The 16,794-nt window shown below is 32.1% G+C and carries 15 protein-coding genes; 8 read left to right on the top strand and 7 right to left on the bottom strand.

What is annotated here, in order from left to right; all coding sequences use genetic code 11:
- Positions 1-50: 50 nt before the first annotated feature.
- Together aroQ and IR010_RS09230 are read right to left on the bottom strand one after the other, a co-directional pair.
- Positions 51-464 (bottom strand): type II 3-dehydroquinate dehydratase, encoded by a 414-nt coding sequence (aroQ, locus tag IR010_RS09235; RefSeq protein WP_029272288.1) that lies wholly within the window; start codon positions 462-464, stop codon positions 51-53.
- Between the two features lie 128 nt (positions 465-592).
- Positions 593-1,153, bottom strand: a complete 561-nt coding sequence (locus tag IR010_RS09230) for a porin family protein (protein WP_029272289.1) — start codon at positions 1,151-1,153, stop codon at positions 593-595.
- Positions 1,154-1,564: 411 nt separating this feature from the next.
- On the opposite strand from IR010_RS09230, the gene IR010_RS09225 reads away from it, so the two are divergent.
- The 5 genes from IR010_RS09225 to IR010_RS09205 all read left to right on the top strand — a co-directional run bounded on the left by IR010_RS09225 (position 1,565) and on the right by IR010_RS09205 (position 6,389).
- On the top strand, positions 1,565-2,122 hold the full coding sequence (locus IR010_RS09225) for an outer membrane beta-barrel protein (protein WP_194603221.1): 558 nt from the start codon (positions 1,565-1,567) through the stop codon (positions 2,120-2,122).
- A gap of 201 nt (positions 2,123-2,323) precedes the next feature.
- Complete coding sequence (locus IR010_RS09220; RefSeq protein ID WP_194568437.1) at positions 2,324-2,956, top strand: porin family protein; 633 nt, start codon at positions 2,324-2,326, stop codon at positions 2,954-2,956.
- 213 nt (positions 2,957-3,169) lie between these two features.
- Positions 3,170-3,745 (top strand): porin family protein, encoded by a 576-nt coding sequence (locus IR010_RS09215; protein WP_194568435.1) that lies wholly within the window; start codon positions 3,170-3,172, stop codon positions 3,743-3,745.
- Between the two features lie 79 nt (positions 3,746-3,824).
- A complete protein-coding gene (gene xerD, locus IR010_RS09210) occupies positions 3,825-4,721 on the top strand; it encodes a site-specific tyrosine recombinase XerD (RefSeq protein WP_029272293.1) in 897 nt (298 codons plus the stop codon).
- A gap of 147 nt (positions 4,722-4,868) precedes the next feature.
- Entirely contained in the window at positions 4,869-6,389 is a 1,521-nt protein-coding gene (locus IR010_RS09205) for a PAS domain-containing protein (protein WP_194603218.1), read from the top strand.
- Positions 6,390-6,470: 81 nt separating this feature from the next.
- Here IR010_RS09205 and rny read toward each other — a convergent pair whose 3' ends face one another.
- The 3 genes from rny to IR010_RS09190 form a co-directional block, all read right to left on the bottom strand.
- Positions 6,471-8,033 carry a ribonuclease Y gene (gene rny, locus IR010_RS09200; RefSeq protein ID WP_194568431.1) on the bottom strand — a complete coding sequence of 521 codons (1,563 nt, stop codon included), beginning with the start codon at positions 8,031-8,033 and terminating at the stop codon, positions 6,471-6,473.
- Between the two features lie 209 nt (positions 8,034-8,242).
- Positions 8,243-8,536 carry a cell division protein ZapA gene (locus tag IR010_RS09195; RefSeq protein ID WP_029272296.1) on the bottom strand — a complete coding sequence of 98 codons (294 nt, stop codon included), beginning with the start codon at positions 8,534-8,536 and terminating at the stop codon, positions 8,243-8,245.
- Positions 8,537-8,542: 6 nt separating this feature from the next.
- A complete protein-coding gene (locus IR010_RS09190) occupies positions 8,543-8,833 on the bottom strand; it encodes a hypothetical protein (RefSeq protein ID WP_194568429.1) in 291 nt (96 codons plus the stop codon).
- A gap of 179 nt (positions 8,834-9,012) precedes the next feature.
- On the opposite strand from IR010_RS09190, the gene IR010_RS09185 reads away from it, so the two are divergent.
- From IR010_RS09185 to IR010_RS09175, 3 genes are all read left to right on the top strand, one after another.
- Positions 9,013-10,707: a M23 family metallopeptidase gene (locus IR010_RS09185; RefSeq protein WP_194603215.1), complete on the top strand. Its 1,695-nt coding sequence runs from the start codon at positions 9,013-9,015 to the stop codon at positions 10,705-10,707.
- Positions 10,708-10,718: 11 nt separating this feature from the next.
- On the top strand, positions 10,719-13,187 hold the full coding sequence (locus IR010_RS09180; RefSeq protein WP_194603212.1) for a carboxypeptidase-like regulatory domain-containing protein: 2,469 nt from the start codon (positions 10,719-10,721) through the stop codon (positions 13,185-13,187).
- An 82-nt stretch (positions 13,188-13,269) separates the two neighbouring features.
- On the top strand, positions 13,270-13,992 hold the full coding sequence (locus tag IR010_RS09175; RefSeq protein WP_029272300.1) for a hypothetical protein: 723 nt from the start codon (positions 13,270-13,272) through the stop codon (positions 13,990-13,992).
- 174 nt (positions 13,993-14,166) lie between these two features.
- Here IR010_RS09175 and IR010_RS09170 read toward each other — a convergent pair whose 3' ends face one another.
- Entirely contained in the window at positions 14,167-14,868 is a 702-nt protein-coding gene (locus tag IR010_RS09170) for a DUF2971 domain-containing protein (protein WP_029272301.1), read from the bottom strand.
- A gap of 65 nt (positions 14,869-14,933) precedes the next feature.
- Entirely contained in the window at positions 14,934-16,763 is a 1,830-nt protein-coding gene (locus tag IR010_RS09165) for an ABC transporter ATP-binding protein (RefSeq protein ID WP_194568423.1), read from the bottom strand.
- Between the last annotated feature and the right edge of the window lie 31 nt (positions 16,764-16,794).

The raw sequence follows: 16,794 nt of genomic DNA, 5'->3' as shown, positions 1-16,794 counted from the left end.
AAGCTAAGCGAACTCGAAGCCTTTTATTAAAATATCTATCTTGATATTAATTATAAAAATGACTGAATCGCCAACTCATAGCTTTTAAGTCCAAATCCTAAAATAACACCTTTTGCGTTTCCAGATAAATACGATTGATGTCTAAAGCTTTCGCGCGCATACGTATTCGAAATATGAACTTCGATAACCGGAGTTGTAATTGCTTTTATGGCATCACCCAAACCAATCGAAGTATGTGTATAAGCGCCTGCATTTAAAATAATTCCGTCATATGTAAAACCAACTTCCTGAATTTTTCCAATCAATTCGCCTTCAATATTACTTTGATAATAGGATAGTTCAACATTTTGAAATTTTTGCTTCAACGTTTCAAAATAATCTTCAAAAGTTTGGCTTCCATAAACTTCAGGTTCTCTTTTTCCTAAAAGATTTAAATTAGGCCCGTTGATAATGCAGATTTTCATGTGTTAGGTTTATTAAGATTTAAATAGTTTATTCAATTAAGGTACTTGATTTTGCAATTGAACATTGTAAAAATAAAAAAACCGTTCTAATTATTAGAACGGTTTTTAGAAAACTATGTGATATTATCTTAGAACATGAATCCAGCAGAAAGTTGGAATACAGAGTTCTTAAGATCTGCGTGAGAAGAAACTTCAGTTAAACCAAATCCATAACGGCCTTGGATAAAGATTCCTTCAGTAATTTTTAATCCCAGACCTGCATTAATAGCAAAGTCAAAAGTTTTAGGATCTTGCGCATCAAATTCTTCCTTATTGCTTAATAAAAATGAAGCTTGTGGTCCAACCTCTAAACTCAACGACTTAGTTACATAAATTTTAGCCATTACAGGGATAGATAAATATCCTAATTCATTTTTAAATTCTTCAACAGCATTTTTGTAAGTAGCACCCTGAGTAGAGTATAAAAGCTCAGGCTGAATAGAGAATTTTTCTAAAAGTTTAATTTCAGCGACTAAACCTGCGTGATAGCTAGTAATTCCATCTTTGCTGTAATCTATTCCATCAAAACTAGCATCTCCAGTTTGATTTGCAAAGTTAACCCCAGCTTTAACCCCGATTTTTAATAATTGTGCTTGTATTGTAGCTGATGTTGCAAGGAACAATACAGCTGCTAAAAGTATTTTTTTCATAAAATTGTTTTTAAAAATTGGTATTATTTAATGTTATCTATAAGTCAAAACTACAGAATTATGATTTTATTGTTTTCTATTTTAGATTAAATAATTAATAATTTTCCCATGTTTTTTTGTTTTGATCTTTTAAAATGCTCTATTTAAAGCCGTTATTTCTTGTTTGTTTGCGTTTTCGAATTCACTATTTAATAAGAATTAGATTTCAAATTAATTTTCATTACGTAAAAATTTAATAAGGTTATTATTATATTGTGTTTCAATTTTTTAAGGACAACTTAATTGAAATGTTTAACGAGATCCTGATATTGACTAAATTTTTTTGTCTTATTTTGATATTCAACAAACTTATATTGAATTTTTTAGTAAGAAAAGACTTTAATTTTGTTGCTCTAACAAAATTTAAATTAAATGAAAAAGATTTTTTTAACTGCTATTGCAGTATTAGGTTTCACATTTGCTAACGCGCAAACAACTGGATTTACTAAAGGAGACACATTTATTTCTGGAGCTTTTAACATAGGTTCTGAAAAAACAGGCGATGCAAAATCTAGTGGATTTGAAATTGAGCCAAGTGTTGGGTACTTCGTATCTGAAAACATTGCACTTGGAGGAAAATTAGGTTTTGGTTCAGTTAAAGTTGGTGATAATAAAGCAAATTCATTTACAGCCGGAGCTTTTGGTAGATACTATTTTACTCCTGCTTCTCAATTTTCAGTATACGGTCAGGCTGGACTTGATTTTACTAACAGTAAATCTGGGGATTTTAAAACAAATGAATATGGTGTAAATGTTGGATTAGGTTTAAGCTATTTCTTATCTAACCATTTCGCTATCGAAGCTACTTGGGCTGGTTTAGGATACAGTGTAAATAACAATGGTGGTCATGGTGCTGATAAAACAAATTCTTTCGGTATTGGTACTGACTTAAGAAACGTAAGTTTTGGAGTAGTATATAAGTTTAAATAAAATTATTAGTTAGTTTTTTTTTGGCCTTCCTAAATTGTAGGGGAGGCCTTTTTTGTATATAATCTTACTGCTAATTTATTTCTCTATCTGAGATTGATTTCTATTGAAATGCTGTTTTGGCTTATTTTAATAGTATAATTTCTTTTGGAGATAATTTTTTTTTGACAATTAAGTTTGTTTTGCGCTTATAAATAAAATATTATGAAGAAAAATATTGTAGTTGCCTTAGCAGTAATAACATTTGGTTTTGCAAATGCACAAAATGTTAAGTTTGGATTAAAAGGAGGATTTAACTTATCTAGTTTAAAAGGAAATATTGAAAATGAAACGCCAAAGTTTGGTTTTCAATTAGGAGGTCTTGCGGAATTTAAGCTTACAGATAAATTTTATATCCAGCCAGAACTTTTGTTTTCTACTCAGGGTGGAAAATATCAACAGTCTGGAGTTGATTATTTGTATAAACAGGAATTAAATTCGAGTTATCTGAATATTCCAATTATGGCTAAGTATTATGTTATAGATAAATTGAGTCTTGAGGCAGGGCCACAAGTTGGTTTTTTACTATCGGCTAAAGGCAAATATGAAGTAAGAAACGGAACAGAATTTCTTTCTGGAAGCGGGAATGCTAAAGATATCTATCAAAAACAAAATATTGGCTTAAATATTGGAGCTGGTTATGATTTAACAAAAAATATAACAGCCGGAATGAGATATCATTTTGGTATGTCCAATGAAATAAGATACTATCCAAGTATAAATAATGTTTTTGAAGGCGAAAGACAAATAAGAATGCGTAATGATGTTCTTTCGATATCTGTTGGATATAAATTTTAAAATTAAAGTTCAATGTTTTTATAAAGCCTTCTTCATTTAGAGAAGGCTTTTCTATTTTATAATATTATCGGTAATTAACATTTTCTCTTTAAATTGTTTGTTTTGGTAAGATTTTGGCTTTAATTACTATTTTATTTATTAAAATGCAAATAATTTTTTAATAAGTATATATTTATATTTACTCAATTAATTTTTAACCAAAACAAATTAAAAATGAAAAGAATTATTTTAACTGTACTTGCAATTATGGCATTTGGATTTGCGAATGCACAGCAAACAAGATTTGGAGTAAAAGGAGGTCTTAACGTAACTACTTTTGCTGGAGGAAATTATTGGGATGCTAAATCTTTAGTGGGTTTTCAACTTGGAGGTTTTGCTGAAATTAAAATTATTGAAAGATTATCTATTCAGCCAGAGGTTTTGTTTTCGACTCAAGGTGCTAAATTGGAAGATTCTTTTGGTGAATTTGATACTAAATTAAATTATATAAATGTTCCTGTTTTAGCTAAGTTTTATATCACAAAACAATTTACAGTTGAGGCTGGTCCGCAATTAGGATTTTTAGTGTCAGCTAAACAAGAAGGAAATGATGTTAAGGACAGCTTTAAATCTGTAGATACAGGATTTAATTTTGGAGCCGGTTATAACTTTACAGACAATGTTTCTGTTGGTCTTCGTTATACTGTTGGTTTGTCAAATATCGCAGATTACGATGTTAATGATACAGAAGAATATTTTGATAGTCCGAAAAATAGTGTTTTAGCTTTGACTTTAGCTTATAAATTCTAATATTTTATAAATAAAACAAACTAAACCTTTCTAATTCAGGAAGGTTTTTTTATGCTTAAAAATTCCTTACTTTGTAGCTATGAATTGGAGCAAGTATATAAAAGATTTTCAGTCGTATTTACGAATCGAGAGAGGTTTGTCTAAAAACACGATTGAAAATTATAGTTTTGATATTGAGCGCTTGTGCCTTTTTTTGGAAACTAATAATATTGAAATTTCACCAGTAAAAATTACGGATGAAATTTTACAGCAATTTATTTACGATGTTTCCAAACAAGTAAATCCGCGTTCGCAGGCTCGGATAATTTCTGGCTTGAAAAGTTTTTTTTCTTATTTAGTTTTTGAAGATTATAGAAATGATAGTCCGCTCGAATTAATTGAAACACCAAAAACAGGACGAAAGCTTCCTGATACTTTAGCGGTTCAGGAAATAGATGCTCTAATTGCTGCAATAGATTTAAGCAGTAATGAAGGAGAGCGTAATCGCGCAATGCTGGAAACTCTGTACGGTTGTGGTCTTCGTGTTTCAGAATTGGTTTCTCTTAAAATATCGGATCTGTTTTTTGATGAAGGTTTTATTAAAATAACCGGAAAAGGAAATAAAGAACGCTTCGTTCCAATTGGAAAATTAACGCAAAAATATATTAAGATTTATCAAAACAATGTGCGTGTAAATCTTACCATAAAAAAAGGTTTTGAAGATACTTTGTTTTTAAACCGAAGAGGAAATCAATTAACGCGTGCGATGATTTTTACGATTATAAAAGATCTGGCAGTAAAAATTAATTTAAACAAAAATATTAGTCCGCATACACTGCGTCATTCCTTCGCTACACACCTGCTAGAGAATGGTGCCGACTTAAGATCTATTCAATTAATGTTGGGTCACGAATCAATAACTACTACAGAGATTTATGTGCATTTGGATAGAAGTTTTTTAAAAGAAGTTATGCATTCTTTTCATCCTAGGAAATGATTTTTTTGCTTGATACTGCGTGTTTTATCTTTAAAAGTAATATATTGTATTATGTTTTCTGTTAAAGGTAAATAAAATCGATGAATGACGTTTTTTTTGCTTTTAATGTTATTTTGATCATTCAATTTGCGTAAATAATGTAGTTATATGGTTTTTGATTTATACGGAAATGAAGATTGTTTAGAAGTGAATAATTTTTACAAAAAATTATTGGCAGAAATGCCCAGTTTGCTTTTTCAGTTTGTCATTGATGAAGACAATAATTACTCTTTTCCTCTGGTAAGTAAATCAGTCGAAGATGTTTTTGAGCTTTCAGTTTCAGATTTTAAAAATGATATATTCCCCATTATATACAACCGAATTTTTCCTCAAGATCAAGAACTATTTTTTCAATCCTTAGTCAAAGCACGCAGAGAAATAAAACCTTGGGAAATTGAGTTTAGAGCCATTTTGCCTAAAAAAGGATTACGGTGGTTTAAAGTTTGCTGTAAAACCGAATTATCTCCAAAAGGCTCTGTCAGCTTTTTTGGCCATGTTTCTGATATTACCCATTTAAAAGAGAAAGAAGAAAAACTGCAAATTTCTGAAGAGCGCTTTCAGTTTGCGCTGGATGCCTCTACAGTTGGTATTTGGGATTGGGATATGGTTACAAATCGTGTTTTTTATTCTTCATTGTCACTTAAAATTTTAGAAGTAGAATCAACAGATATTTTTGATGATCCGGAGCGTTGGGATAAAATTGTTCATCCTGATGATCTTCCTAAATATTATTCAGATATTCATGAACATTTCGATAATAAGATTCCGTATTACGAAAATTACCATCGTGTAATGACTTCCAGCGGTAATTATAAATGGATACTCGATCGGGGAAAAGTGATCAAAAGAGATGAAAGAGGCAAACCATTGCGTGTCATAGGAACGCATACGGATGTTTCTTTGCAGAAAGAAAAAGAATTAGAATTAATGAAAACAATGAAATTGTACAGTGAGCAAAATAGCCGATTACTGAACTTTTCTCATATTGTTTCCCATAACTTAAATACTCAGGCGGGCAATATTAAATCGATTTTAGATTTTATTGACGCCGATATCGATAAAACAACTATCAGCGAAATGCTGGAGCACTTAAGAACCGTTTCTAACGATCTTAATGATACAATTTCAAATCTAACGCAAATTGTTAAAACGCAAAGCAATCTTAATATTGCAGTTGTTCCTTTAAAGCTTTGCGAATATATCGAAAAAACAATTTCGACCATCAAAGGATATGATAAGCGCAAGAATGTTAAGATAATAAATAACGTACCAAATTATCTAACGATTAATTTTAATCCTGCCTATCTTGAAAGTGTTTTGCTGAATTTTACAACAAATGCAATAAAATATGCGCATCCAAATCGTGATCCGTTGATTGTATTCGATTTTGCAATTGAACCCGAAGGACATAAGTCATTAAAGATTAGCGATAACGGTTTAGGCATCGATTTGGCTATTCATGGCGATCTTTTATTCGGAATGTATAAAACCTTTCACAAACACGAAGAAGCACGTGGAATTGGCTTGTATATTACAAGAAATCAAATAGAAGCGATGAAGGGAAGTATTTGTGTAGAAAGCCAAGTAGGAGTAGGAACAAGTTTTAAAATTATCTTTGGTGATATTTAAGAAATAAAATTTTAAATTGATATATAAAAACAACAAAGGCTATCTTTTCGGATAGCCTTTGTTGTTATTTAAATAGAGGGATTACTTAGCGATATTAACCGCTCTTGTTTCTCTAATTACAGTTACTTTTACTTGACCTGGGTAGGTCATTTCAGTTTGAATTTTTTGTGAAATTTCAAAAGATAAATTCGCAGCATTATCATCAGAAACTTTTTCGCTTTCAACAATAACACGAAGTTCTCTACCAGCTTGGATTGCATAAGCATTTTTCACGCCAGAAAATCCGTAAGCTACTTCTTCAAGATCTTTTAAACGCTGAATGTATGAATCTAAAACCTGACGTCTAGCGCCTGGTCTAGCGCCTGAAATAGCATCACAAACCTGAATGATAGGTGATAATAATGACTTCATTTCGATCTCGTCGTGGTGAGCTCCAATTGCATTGCAAACTTCTTCTTTTTCACCATATTTCTCAGCCCATTGCATACCTAACAATGCGTGAGGCAAGTCGCTTTCAGTATCTGGAACTTTACCAATATCGTGAAGTAAACCAGCTCGTTTAGCTAATTTTACATTTAAGCCTAATTCGGCAGCCATGATACCACAAAGTTTAGACACTTCTCTCGAGTGCTGTAATAAGTTTTGTCCGTAAGAAGAACGGTATTTCATTCTACCCACAACTTTAATTAACTCTGGATGTAAACCGTGAATTCCTAAGTCAATAACAGTACGTTTACCAACCTCGATAATTTCATCATCAATTTGTTTTGCTGTTTTAGCAACAACTTCTTCAATTCTCGCTGGGTGAATACGTCCGTCAGTTACTAATTTGTGCAATGACAAACGAGCAATTTCTCTACGAACAGGGTCAAAACAAGAAAGAATGATTGCTTCTGGTGTATCATCAACAATGATTTCAACTCCAGTTGCCGCTTCAAGAGCTCTAATGTTACGTCCTTCACGGCCAATAATTCTACCTTTTACATCATCAGATTCGATATTGAAAACGGATACACAGTTTTCGACCGCTTCTTCTGTTCCAACTCTTTGAATAGTGTTGATGATAATTTTCTTAGCTTCTTGCTGTGCAGTAAGTTTAGCCTCTTCAATAGTGTCTTGAATGTGCGACATCGCTTTGCTTTTAGCTTCAGCTTTTAAGCCTTCAACCAATTGCTCTTTTGCTTCTTCTGCAGAAAGTCCTGAAATTACTTCTAATTGTTGTAACTGGCTTTTGTGCAGTTTGTCAACTTCACTTTGTTTTTTGTCTAAAACCTCAATTTTATTAGCGTATTCTTGTGTTTTAGCTTCAAAATCATCGTTTACTTTTTTAGCTTTAGAAAGCTCATTTGAGATTTGTGATTCTTTATCGCGTACTCTTTTTTCTACTTCAGCTACTTTTTTGTCCCTAGCTAAAATAACTTGTTCGTGTTCTGATTTTAATTCTATAAAACGTTCTTTTGCTTGAAGAATTTTATCTTTTTTAATATTTTCAGCTTCCAAATTAGCATCTTTTAAAATTGAAGCTGCTTCTTTTTTTGCATTTTTGATTAGATTAGAAATATTGCTTTTTTCGATAATTTTAGCTATTCCAAAACCTGCTGCAATACCTATAATACCTGAAATAATGATCGTTATTATGTCCATGTTTGTTAAAATTTATATATAAAAAAAGCCTACATTAATTGCTTGAATAAACTCGTAAAGACAAGTTTTGAGCTAACTCACTGTTCAAGTTTTCCCAATAAAATTGGGACGTACTATAGTAGCGACGATTCACTCACTTTAATTTGTTAGTGTTGAGTTTACCAATTGTGAACTAATGTAGGCAGTATCTTAGTTTCTGTAAAGAACGTTTAATTTTCGAGATATTGATCTAATAGCGAATTTAATCTTTTAATCCTTTCGATGGTATCTTCGCCATCAATTGCGTTATCAATTTGTTTTTGTTCGACCTGTGATGCAAATTGCAATGCGCACATCGCCAATACATCTTGTTTGTCACGAACCGCGTAATTTTCTTCGAATTGCTTAATCATAGCATCAATTTTTTTAGAAGCACTTCTAAGGCCTTCTTCCTGAGCAGGTTCAACCGTTAACGGATAAACGCGGTCTGCAATCGATATTTTGATTCTAAGCTTTCCGTCCATATTTTACTAGTCTGATAGTTGTGCTATACAGTAATCAATTTCGCGAATTAATGAATTTATTTTAAGCTTTGTCTCTCTCTTGTTATTGTCGCTGCCGAGCAACGAATTGGCTATTTTAAGTGTATCATATTGCTTCTTCAAAGCTTCAATTTCTTCAGATTGTTTCTGGATAATTTGCACAGCTTTGGCTAATTCTAATCGTAAAACCTGATTGTTTTTCTCCAACCCTTTTGATTTCTCAAAAAGCTTGTCGACTTTATATTCAAGAGTATCAATTATTTCGGCAATTACACTCATTATAAATCCTATTCATTACTTAATCATACAAAGTTAGTATTCCTTTTTATTAATGCAATTTTTTATCGATTTTTTTGCATTAAAAATAGACAAATAAATGAATTTCAATCAATTGTATTTTTGTAGCTTTTTACTCGTTTTTGGCGTCATATTTTTTTATCTTAGCAAAAATGTTGCTTATGAGATTTTCAATACTTACCTTGTTTTTTTGTCATTTTGTTTTTGCCCAAACTCAATATCCTACAGATTATTTTCGTTCTCCGCTTGATATTCCAATGCAGCTTTCGGGTAATTTTGGCGAGTTGAGACCGAATCATTTTCATGCAGGTTTCGATTTAAAAACGAATCAAAGAGAAGGTTTAAATGTTTACGCAGTTGCAGATGGTTACGTTTCGAGAATAAAGATTTCGACTTTTGGAAATGGCAAATGCATCTATATAACGCATCCTAATGGTTACACTTCTGTATATGGACATTTGCAAACCACAATTGGCCCAATTCAAGATTATGTCTTAAAAACACATTATAAAGAAAAAGCATATGAAATTGAAATGTTCCTAAAACCTGGAGAATTGCCCGTAACAAAAGGACAGCTAATTGCCCTTTCTGGAAATACTGGGTCTTCTGAAGGTCCGCATTTGCATTTTGAATTTCGTGATACCAAAACAGAATTTGTGATCAATCCGATCTTTTTTGGATTTGATAAAAATATAAAAGATACTAAAAAGCCTACGATTTCTAGCGTTTTTGTTTATCCTTTAGATGGTACAACTGCGAATCAATCCAAACAGCCTTTATTATTGAATCTTGCACTTCAAAAAGACGGAACTTATTTAGCAAGCAAGGTAAAAGCAAATGGAAAAATTGGTTTTGGAATTAATGCAGTTGACTTTGATGACGTTTCAGGAAATAAAAACGGAGTCTTTAATGTTTCTACTTTTTTAAACGGAAATCAAAATTACAATTACCAATTTAATACCTATTCATTCGATGAAATGCGATTTATAAATGCTTTGATCGATTATCCTCGATATAAAAAGTCAGGTCAGCGTGTGCAAAAGCTTTTTATGAAAACGCCTTATGCGCTGAGTATTATTAAAACAGATTCACTTCGCGGTATTGTGCCGGTCGATCCAAATTTAGCTTCGACTTACCGAATCGAAGTTTCTGATTTTTTTGGAAATTTGAGCTCGATTACAGTTCCCATTGAATACGATGCAGCGGCGCCAGTTGTAAGCGAAGAACCTGTAACTTCAAAGTATTTTATTAAAGTGAATAAAGATTCTAATTTCGAAAAAGATAATATGTCTGTATTTTTTCCGGCAGGTACTTTTTACGATGATTTTAATTTGAATTTTGATGTAAAAAATAACCGAATTTATATTCACGACGATGTTGTTCCAGTGCATTCAAATTTCACCATAACGATTAAAGACAGTAGTTATTCTGAAAGTTTGAGAGATAAGCTTTTCATTGGAAGAATCAGCGGAAAAAGCAGCAGTTATAATGGCACAACTCGAAAAGGAGATATTTTTACTGCCAAATCTAAAACGTTAGGCCAATTCGGATTGGTGCTTGATACTATTCCGCCCGTAATTACAGTAATAAAACCTATTCAAGATAAAGTGATTGATGATATGAAAAAAATTCAATTTACAATTGGAGATTCTTTATCGGGAATTAAATCTTACAATGGATATCTAAACGGAAATTGGATTTTATTGGAGTACGATAATAAAACTCGAAAAATTACACATAATTTCGATGATGGAGTAGTAGCAGAAGGTCCAAATGATTTAAAAATTGAAGTGGTTGATAATGTTGGCAATGTTGCTATCTTTGAAACTCATTTTTTTAGAAGTCAACAAAAATAAAATCAAAACGTTTGAATAATAGTAAGTTAATATTCGTTTTTCTTTTTTTATGCATTGGTTATTTTTCATTTGCTCAAAATGCTCATGTTAAAGGTGTTATTTTAGATAACGAAAATCGCCCTGTTGCAGATGTAAATATTGCTTGTTTGGGTATTGTAACTCAATCAAACTCTGATGGTTTTTTTGAAATTGATGTTCCTTCAAATAAAAAAGTTTCCTTAATTTTTACCCATATTTCTTTAAAAATGATGAGCCTTTCGGTAAGCTTAAAATCGAATGAAGTTTTCATTTTTAATCCGAGAATGAACAACTCTGAAGAACAAATGGGAGAAGTTTTTGTTTCTTCTAAAAACAGAAAACGCGTTCAGGGCATTGTAACAGTTGATGCCGCAACAATTAAAAAGATTCCGGGTGCAAATGCGGGGATAGAAAATATTCTGAAAACATTGCCCGGTGTAAATTCAAACAATGAATTAAGCACACAATATGCAGTTCGAGGAGGAAATTATGATGAAAATTTAGTGTATGTAAATGAAGTCGAAGTTTATCGCCCATTTTTAATTCGTTCCGGACAACAAGAAGGTTTAAGTTTTACCAATACAGATTTAGTTCAAAATGTTGATTTTTCAGCTGGAGGATTTCAGGCTAAATTTGGAGATAAATTATCATCTGTACTAGATATTACCTATCGAAAACCAACTGAATTCGGTGCTGCTTTTGAAGCAAGTTTATTAGGTGGCAGTGCCGCTGTCGATCTCGTTTCTAAAAATAAAAAATGGTCTGCAGTAACTGGAGTTCGCTATAGAAATAATAGTTTGCTGGTAAATAGCCAAGATACAGAAACGAATTATACGCCAACTTTTGCAGATGTTCAAACCAATATCAATTATGATATATCTGAAAAATGGCAAATTAGCTTTTTAGGAAATGTTTCTCAAAATAAATATTTGTACCAGCCTTTGACGCGTCAGACAAAATTTGGAACGATTGATCAGCCAATGGCGCTTGCAGTGTATTACGAAGGTCAGGAAAAAGATAAATATGATACTTATTTTGGAGCGTTAAAAACAACTTATAAAGTCTCTCCAGATTTTACTTTAAAATTAATCGGTTCATTATTTCATACTACAGAACAGGAACATTTTGACATTTTAGCGCAATATCGATTAGGAAATGTAAATGATGAAGAATCAACAACGGCTGATAATATTGATTTTACGCGAGGAATTGGTTCTCAGCTTAATCACGCGCGAAATGATTTAGATGCCTTAATTGCAAATATTGAAATTAAAGGAATCAAAGAATGGAAAAACGACAGTCAGTTAGAATTTGCTTTAAAATATACCAGAGAATCAATTCGGGATCGTGTAGTAGAATGGGAAGCAATTGATTCAGCTGGATTTTCTATTAATCCGCCAATCGTTATTTTGCCAACGAATACTCAGCCGTATCAGCCTTATACTGGTCCGCTATTGCCGTATCAAGATGTTCGCGCAACAAATTATAATACGATAAACAGGTTTTCTGGGTATACTCAATTTAATAAAAAAACAGAGCTTGGCTCGAGTCAGGTCTGGTATCATCTTGGAGCGCGGTTTCAGAGTTGGAATGTCTCTGGAGCAACGGTTGAGGGCAAAGATCAAATCGTCGTTAGTCCGCGTGCTCAATTTGCCATTCAGCCTGATTGGGATATAGATATGGTTTTTCGAATTTCTGGAGGATTGTATCATCAGCCTCCTTTTTATAGAGAACTTCGTGATTTGAATGGAGTAGTGAATCCGAATGTCAAAGCTCAGGAATCGGTTCATATAGTTCTGGGAAATGATTATAATTTTAAAATGTGGAATCGTCCTTTTAAATGGGTTACAGAAATTTATTATAAATCACTTTCAGACGTTAATGTATATTCGATTGATAATGTCCGAATTCGTTATGTTGCTAATAACAATGCAAAAGCGTATGCCCAAGGTATTGATTTTAGATTGAATGGAGAATTTGTGCCAGGAACTGAATCATGGGTGAGTTTTGGTTATTTGAAAACCGAAGAAAACTATGAAAATAAAGGTTACATCGCCAGACCAACAGATCAGCGTTTGAAATTTGCCATGCTTTTTCAAGATTATATGCCAAATATTCCGAGTGTGAAATTGTATCTGAATTTAGTTTATAATACAGGTTTGCCAGGCGGTGCACCAGCTTATTCTGATCCGTATGTATATCAAAACAGATTGAATGATTACCGCAGAGTAGATGTTGGTTTTGCAAAAGTTTTTGTAGACAGCAGTACTAAGATTGCGAAAACAAACTGGCTAAAAAATTTCAAAGAATTATCTGTAGGACTAGAGATTTTTAATCTTTTCAATAATCAAAATGCAATAACCAATACTTGGGTTCGCGATGTGTATTCTAAAAATGAATATGCGATTCCCAATTATATGACTTCAAGAGTTTTTAATGTAAAAATTAACGCAAGGCTTTAAATCGATGCTTTACTAAAATTCAATAAAATCAAAAAATACAATCAAAAATACTATATTTGATATTCTAATTTAATTAGCATACATGAAAAATTCCTTAAAATATATAGCCTTAGTAATCATCGGAACATTAGCAAGTTGTAAAGATGAAGCTCAAAAACCCAAAGTAATTTATGATGCTTCAAATAAAACAAATGTTGTTTCGAAGACTGATTCTACGCAGATTGAAGTTGCTGATTTGCCAATTCAGATGGAAGGAACAAATTATTTAATTCATCCGGTTGGAGATTTACGTGTTTTTGAAAAAGGAACTAAGTCACGTTACGGTTCTTCGAGCGTGAACGATGTGAGTTTTACGATTTCGAATTTAGGAGAATATGAAATTACAGGTTACCTGCAAAATTTGAAATTCCAAAAAGTAGATTCAGATTCAATTCGACCTTTGACAGATAAACCAGCTTTGATTTTAACGGCGACTTATTTAAAACCGGTTGCAGACAAAACTCAAAATCAAATTATGGTGTACACTTTAGCGGATGCAGACACCAATAAAGATGGTAAGATCGATACCAGCGATATTAAAACTTTGTATTTGAGTAATATCAGCGGAGAAAACTTTACTAAAGTTTCTGAAGATTTTCAGGAATTAGTAGATTGGAGCTTAATCGAATCTAAAAACAGATTATACTTTAGAACTATTGAAGATACTAATCAAAATGGTCAATTCGATAAAAACGATGTTTTGCATTATAACTACATTGATTTGATTGCTAAAAAATGGGAAGTTAAAAGTTATAAGCCTATTTAGTTTTTTTAAGTTTCTAAGGTTCTGAGGTGCTAAGATTCTAAGGTTTTTTTAGATTGTACAGAGAAAAAAATAAAATCCCTTTAAAAATTAACTGAAATTAATTTTTAAAGGGCTTTTTATAAAATTTTAGAATCTTATTACCTCAGAACCTTAGCAACTTTTAAAAGAAAAACTCTAAATCAAAATATCGCTTTCTAGATCTGATTTTTCTATTTCAAAACCAAATCCAAGTCGCTCTACCAATTGAATTACCAGTTTTTTATACCAGTTTTCTGATTTTGGATGAATGTATATTTTTTCAATCAATTGCGTAATATCAACATTGATTTTTAATCCATCATTAAGTTTAATAGTGCTTTTTGAAGTGTCTGTAATGATACGGACTTCGCGTTCGTACTGAAAACTTTTTCTTTTAAACAAAAAAGGAAAGAACAAATCATCAAACGGAATATATTCTTTCTTGTAATCAATGTAATTTACTTCACCTATATATTGATCAAAATTGTTTTCTGGATTCAGGGCTTTCTGTAATCTGCCAACTGTGGATTGAATGGCTAATCCTTCGCTGTTTTGAGTAAAAATTTGCCACATAGCAAACGATTCATATTCGTTAATATGCCAGCTGCTTATGGCAACTTGTTCGCGTTGTGTTTTATAGTATTTTAAAAAGTCAGGATTGTCGATCGCAAGCTTCTTTATCTCTTCAAAAGTGGGTTCGCTAAAAGTACCTTCGTACTGATCTTCAAATTTATCAGAACGAGACATAAAGAGTTTCTTTGATAGTAATAAATCAAGAAACTTAGATAGGTCTAAGTATTTCCAAACAATTGTATCTGGATCATCTGGAAGCTTTATGTTCGGATTGTTGAGATACATTTTTTCTTTTTTTAAGATTCAAAGATTCAAAGATTCAAAGTTACAAAGGTTCTGCACTTGGTAAATTACGACTCAAAAGATTGCATTGATACCAACTTATTGTAAGTGCCATTATGAGCAATTAATTCGTCGTGTGTTCCTTTTTCAACGATTTTTCCTTTTTGCATTACCACAATTACATCTGCTTTTTGAATAGTCGAAAGACGGTGTGCAATTACAATTGAAGTCCTGTTTTGCATCATGTTTTCTAGTGCAACCTGAACAAATTTTTCACTTTCGGTATCCAATGCTGATGTTGCTTCATCTAAAATCATAATTGGAGGATTTTTCAATACGGCGCGAGCAATAGATAAACGTTGTTTTTGGCCTCCAGAAAGTTTGTTTCCGCTGTCACCAATATTTGTGTAAATTCCTAAAGGCAATTCTTTTACAAATTCAAAAGCATTGGCAATTTTAAGTGCGTCAATAATTTCATCGTCGGTAGCATCTAATTTTCCTAAAGCAATATTGGCTTTTATTGTGTCATTAAATAAAATACTGTCCTGAGTAACGAGTCCCATCAAACTGCGAAGCGATTGCAGATTCATGTCTTTAATGTTGATTCCGTCAATAGAAATTGTTCCGTCGTTAACATCGTAAAAACGAGTCAATAAGTTGGCAATTGTACTTTTTCCGCTTCCAGATTGTCCAACAAGTGCAACAGTTTGGCCTTTTTTGATTTCAAGAGAAAAGTCTTTTAAAACCGTTTCGTCTTCATATTTAAAGTTTATATTTTGTACAGTTATATTGTTGTCAAAAGTTGTTTTTTCGATTGCATTTTCTTTAGAAGTAATCGTGTTTTCCTGTTCTAAAATTTCAAGAACACGTTCTGCAGCGGCGTTTCCTCTTTTAACTCCGTAAGAGGCCTTCGAAATCGCTTTTGCGGGAGTAAGAATGTTATACGCTAAACCCATATAAGCTATAAATGAAGCTCCTGCCAAGGTTTTGTCAATCAGAACCATCTGACCACCGTACCAAAGCAAAATTGCAATTACAGTGATTCCCATAAATTCACTCGCAGGCGAAGCTAAGTTCTGACGATTCCCGATACTATTTGATAATTTGAAAAAACGTTCGGTCGAATTTTTAAAAACATTATTAAAGTAATTCTCAGAATTATAACCCTTTACCACTTTTAGTCCGCCAATAGTTTCTTCAATAGTGGATAGAAACAAACCTTGTTCCTGCTGTGCTTTTGAAGATTGTTTTTTAAGCTGTTTTCCAATCAATGAAATTAAATATCCCGAAATCGGAATAAAAATGAAAACAAACAGTGTCAATTTTGCACTGATCGCAAACATAGTAGCAATTGTAAAAATAATAGTTAATGGTTCTTTTACGATAAGCTCTAAAATGGCTAAAAATGAAGTTTGAACCTCATTAACATCGGCAGAAATTCTTGAAATAACATCACCTTTTCTTTTTTCAGAATAAAAAGCTAAGGGCAATTCTAAGGTTTTTTTGTACATCGCATTTCGCATGTCTCTTAAAATTCCGTTTCTCAGAAAATTAATAAAAAACATTGCCATATAATCGGCTACGTTTTTCAATAAAAAAATAGCGATAATACCACCAACCATTATAGATAAAGTATATCCAACGCCAAAAGTATCTGTAGTATGGGTAATAAAATAGCTTAAATAATTTTCTGCATATGTTTTAACCTCCCAAATTCCGGTGTAAACTGGTTTAATTGTATTTCTTTTGGTTTGATCAAATAAAACCTGAATCATCGGAATTAACGAAACAAAAGAAAGTGTGCTGAAAAGTGCATACAAAACATTAAAAAAGATGTTTAAGTAGGCATATTTTTTATACGGATATATAAAAGGAACTATTTTTTTGAAATTACTCATTATGGGTTGTTATTTTTACCATTAAAACCCG

The sequence above is a fragment of the Flavobacterium sp. MR2016-29 genome, from assembly GCF_015350695.1.
Classification (GTDB): Bacteria; Bacteroidota; Bacteroidia; order Flavobacteriales; family Flavobacteriaceae; genus Flavobacterium.
This window is presented reverse-complemented; position numbering and strand designations above follow the sequence as displayed.

Excerpts from the sequence above, each read along its gene's own strand:
- aroQ (WP_029272288.1), bottom strand. The coding sequence starts at position 464 with ATGAAAATCTGCATTATCAACGGGCCTAATTTAAATCTTTTAGGAAAA.
- IR010_RS09230 (WP_029272289.1), bottom strand. The coding sequence starts at position 1,153 with ATGAAAAAAATACTTTTAGCAGCTGTATTGTTCCTTGCAACATCAGCT.
- IR010_RS09225 (WP_194603221.1), top strand. The coding sequence starts at position 1,565 with ATGAAAAAGATTTTTTTAACTGCTATTGCAGTATTAGGTTTCACATTT.
- IR010_RS09220 (WP_194568437.1), top strand. The coding sequence starts at position 2,324 with ATGAAGAAAAATATTGTAGTTGCCTTAGCAGTAATAACATTTGGTTTT.
- IR010_RS09215 (WP_194568435.1), top strand. The coding sequence starts at position 3,170 with ATGAAAAGAATTATTTTAACTGTACTTGCAATTATGGCATTTGGATTT.
- xerD (WP_029272293.1), top strand. The coding sequence starts at position 3,825 with ATGAATTGGAGCAAGTATATAAAAGATTTTCAGTCGTATTTACGAATC.
- IR010_RS09205 (WP_194603218.1), top strand. The coding sequence starts at position 4,869 with ATGGTTTTTGATTTATACGGAAATGAAGATTGTTTAGAAGTGAATAAT.
- rny (WP_194568431.1), bottom strand. The coding sequence starts at position 8,033 with ATGGACATAATAACGATCATTATTTCAGGTATTATAGGTATTGCAGCA.
- IR010_RS09195 (WP_029272296.1), bottom strand. The coding sequence starts at position 8,536 with ATGGACGGAAAGCTTAGAATCAAAATATCGATTGCAGACCGCGTTTAT.
- IR010_RS09190 (WP_194568429.1), bottom strand. The coding sequence starts at position 8,833 with ATGAGTGTAATTGCCGAAATAATTGATACTCTTGAATATAAAGTCGAC.
- IR010_RS09185 (WP_194603215.1), top strand. The coding sequence starts at position 9,013 with ATGAGATTTTCAATACTTACCTTGTTTTTTTGTCATTTTGTTTTTGCC.
- IR010_RS09175 (WP_029272300.1), top strand. The coding sequence starts at position 13,270 with ATGAAAAATTCCTTAAAATATATAGCCTTAGTAATCATCGGAACATTA.
- IR010_RS09170 (WP_029272301.1), bottom strand. The coding sequence starts at position 14,868 with ATGTATCTCAACAATCCGAACATAAAGCTTCCAGATGATCCAGATACA.
- IR010_RS09165 (WP_194568423.1), bottom strand. The coding sequence starts at position 16,763 with ATGAGTAATTTCAAAAAAATAGTTCCTTTTATATATCCGTATAAAAAA.